At 69.6% G+C, this 2826-nt stretch carries 2 protein-coding genes; both read right to left on the bottom strand.

Annotation, left to right across the window (positions count from 1 at the left end; translation table 11 throughout):
* Positions 1-189: 189 nt before the first annotated feature.
* Complete coding sequence (locus KBX53_RS28325) at positions 190-2148, bottom strand: ABC transporter ATP-binding protein (protein WP_247676354.1); 1959 nt, start codon at positions 2146-2148, stop codon at positions 190-192.
* A gap of 433 nt (positions 2149-2581) precedes the next feature.
* The coding region (locus KBX53_RS28320) for an HNH endonuclease signature motif containing protein (protein WP_210862614.1) at positions 2582-2826 on the bottom strand (245 nt) is incomplete at its 5' end.

Raw genomic sequence — 2826 nt, 5'->3', positions numbered from 1 at the left:
GGCCTTCCGGGTGGGGCGGCGCTGCCGATTCACCCGGCGCCTCGCGACCCAGGCGTTCCGGCCTGTCCTTGACGGATGGCCGGCTGTCGCGGCAGTTTCAGGCCGTCCTTGAAGGGCGGACCGCCGCGGCTGTTTCAGGCCGTCCTTGAGGGGCGGGCTGCCGCGGCTGTTTCAGGTGGGCGAGGGCCGTCAGAGCCCGACACGCTGCTCCTGGACCGTCGGTTGCTCCAGGGCCGGCGTTTCCTGGGCCGGGGGGTGCTGCGAGGCCGGCGGGTCCTCCGGGGCCGTCGTTTGGTCCGCGAACTGGGTGCGATACAACTCGTGGTAGCGACCGCCGGCCGCGAGCAGGTCACTGTGTCGCCCGCGTTCGACGATGCGCCCGGCTTCCACGACGAGGATCTGATCGGCTGCCCGGATGGTGGAGAGCCGGTGCGCGATGACCACGCTGGTCCGGCCGGTCAGGGCCTCGGCGAGGGCTTCCTGAACCGCCGCCTCCGAGGTGGAGTCGAGGTGCGCGGTGGCTTCGTCGAGGATGACCACGCGCGGACGGGCCAGCAGCAGTCGCGCGATGGTGAGCCGTTGCCGTTCCCCGCCGGACAGCCGGTATCCGCGCTCGCCGACAACGGTGTCCAGCCCGTCGGGAAGGGAGCGGATCAGGTCGTCGAGTCGGGCGCGCCGGAGCACCTCCCACATCTCGTCCTCGGTCGCGTCCGGCCGGGCGAACGCCAGGTTGGCGCGGATGCTCTCGTGGAAGAGGTGCCCGTCCTGGGTCACCACGCCCAGTGCCGTCCGGATCGACTCGGCCGACAGTTCGCGTACGTCGACGTCGGCGAGCTTCACCGCACCGTCCTCGACGTCGTACAGGCGGGGCACGAGTTGCGCGATCGTCGACTTGCCCGCCCCGGAGGAGCCGACGAGCGCCACCATCTGCCCCGCTTCGGCGCGGAACGACACCCCGTGCAGCACCTCCTCACCGCCGCGCGTGTCCAGCTTCGCCACGTCCTCCAGGGACGCGAGCGACACCTTGTCCGCTGCGGGGTAGCCGAACCGGACGTCGTCGAACTCGACAGCGACCGGCCCTTCCGGGAGGGGTTGGGCATGGGGCCTGTCAAGGATCAGCGGCTTGAGGTCGAGCACCTCGAACACCCGCTCGAAGCTCACCAGCGCGCTCATCACCTCGACGCGGGCACTGGCCAGCGAGGTCAGCGGGGCGTACAGGCGGGACAGCAGCAGCGCGAGGGCGACCACCGTTCCGGCGTCGAGGCTGCCCCGTAACGCGTACAGACCGCCCAACCCGTAGACCAGGGCCAGCGCCAGCGAGCCGACGACGGTGAGGGCGGTGATGAAGACCCACTGCAGCATCGCGGCGCGGATGCCGATGTCCCGGACCCGACGTGCTCGCGCCGCGAACTCCGCGGACTCCTCGGCCGGCCGCCCGTACAGCTTGACCAGGGTGGCCCCGGGTGCGGAGAAGCGTTCCGTCATCCGGGTGCTCATCGCCGCGTTGTGCTCGGCGGCCTCCCGCTGCAACCGGGCGAGCCGCGAACCCATCCGGCGGGCCGGGAGAACGAAGATGGGCAGCAGGACCAGCGCCAGCAACGTGATCTGCCAGGAGAAGGTGAGCATCACGCCCAACGTCAGCATCAGCGTGACCGCGTTGCCGACCACACTCGACAGGGTGTCGCTGAAGGCCCGCTGCGCACCGATCACGTCGTTGTTCAGGCGGCTGACCAGCGCACCCGTACGGGTCCGCGTGAAGAACGCCACCGGCATGCGCTGCACGTGGTCGAAGACAGCCGTCCGCAGTTGGACGATCAACCCCTCACCGATGCTGGCGGAGAGGAACCGCGTCACCAGACCCAGCCCGGCCTCGGCGAGGGCGATCACCGCGATCAGTACCGCCAACCGGATCACGACGCCACTCTCGGCGCCGTCGACGATCGCGTCGACCACCCGACCCGCGAGAACCGGCGCCGCCACGGTGAGAACCGCCGTCACCACACTCAGCAGCAGGAACCTGATGATCAGAGCGCGGTGTGGCCGCGCGAACTCCGCGATCCGTTTCAAGGTCGCGCGGGACAGCGGTCGCTCATCCTGCGCGTTCATCGCGTGGTGCAGAGACATCCACGCGGTAACTTCCATGCTCATGCATTACCTCCGATACCGGAGGCTAGGACCTCACCCAAGCTTGAGGTCAACTGGATTACCGACAGTGGCCGTCATGTCAGGTACGCATCGGTGCCGTCGATGACCTCCGGCACCGCGTCCAACCGCCACGCCCTCGCGTTAGCGTTCGCGGAGGACTGGTGCATGGAGGTCCGCCCGCGAGCCGGTCGCGCACCGGCACGGCAAGCCTTCGTGAGCCACCACCGGCAGCTCTTTGTTCGGCCCGGTCGATAGGCGTACGGGCGGGTGTCGCTCGGCGCTTCGGTCTTTCCGCCCCTCGTGAGTCACCACCGGCAGCGCTCTGTTCGACCCGGTCGGCAGGCGTACAGGCGGGTGTCGCTCGGCGCTTCGGTCTTTCCGCTCGCTTCTGGCGTGCCGACCTGGCAGGGCGGTGATCGTTCTCGGTTGGCTGCTCTTATGTTCGTCGGTGGTAGTGGTTGCGGCGGGGGAGTTGTTCGGGGTCGAGCCAGGCCGGTGGGGTGAATTCGGGGTGGCCGTCGGCGGCGAGTCGTACGGTCCAGTCGCTGTGGTGTAGGTGGCGGTGGTGGTGGCCGCAGAGCAGGACGGCGTTGTCGAGGCTGGTGGTGCCGCCGTTGGCCCAGTGGTGGATGTGGTGGGCGTCGCACCAGCGCGGTGGTCGGTCGCAGCCGGGGAAGGCGC

It is taken from the genome of Micromonospora sp. M51, assembly GCF_018070305.1.
Lineage (GTDB): Bacteria > Actinomycetota > Actinomycetes > Mycobacteriales > Micromonosporaceae > Micromonospora > Micromonospora parva.
The sequence above is the reverse complement of the archived record's forward strand: the minus strand, read 5'-3'. Positions and strand labels throughout refer to the sequence as shown.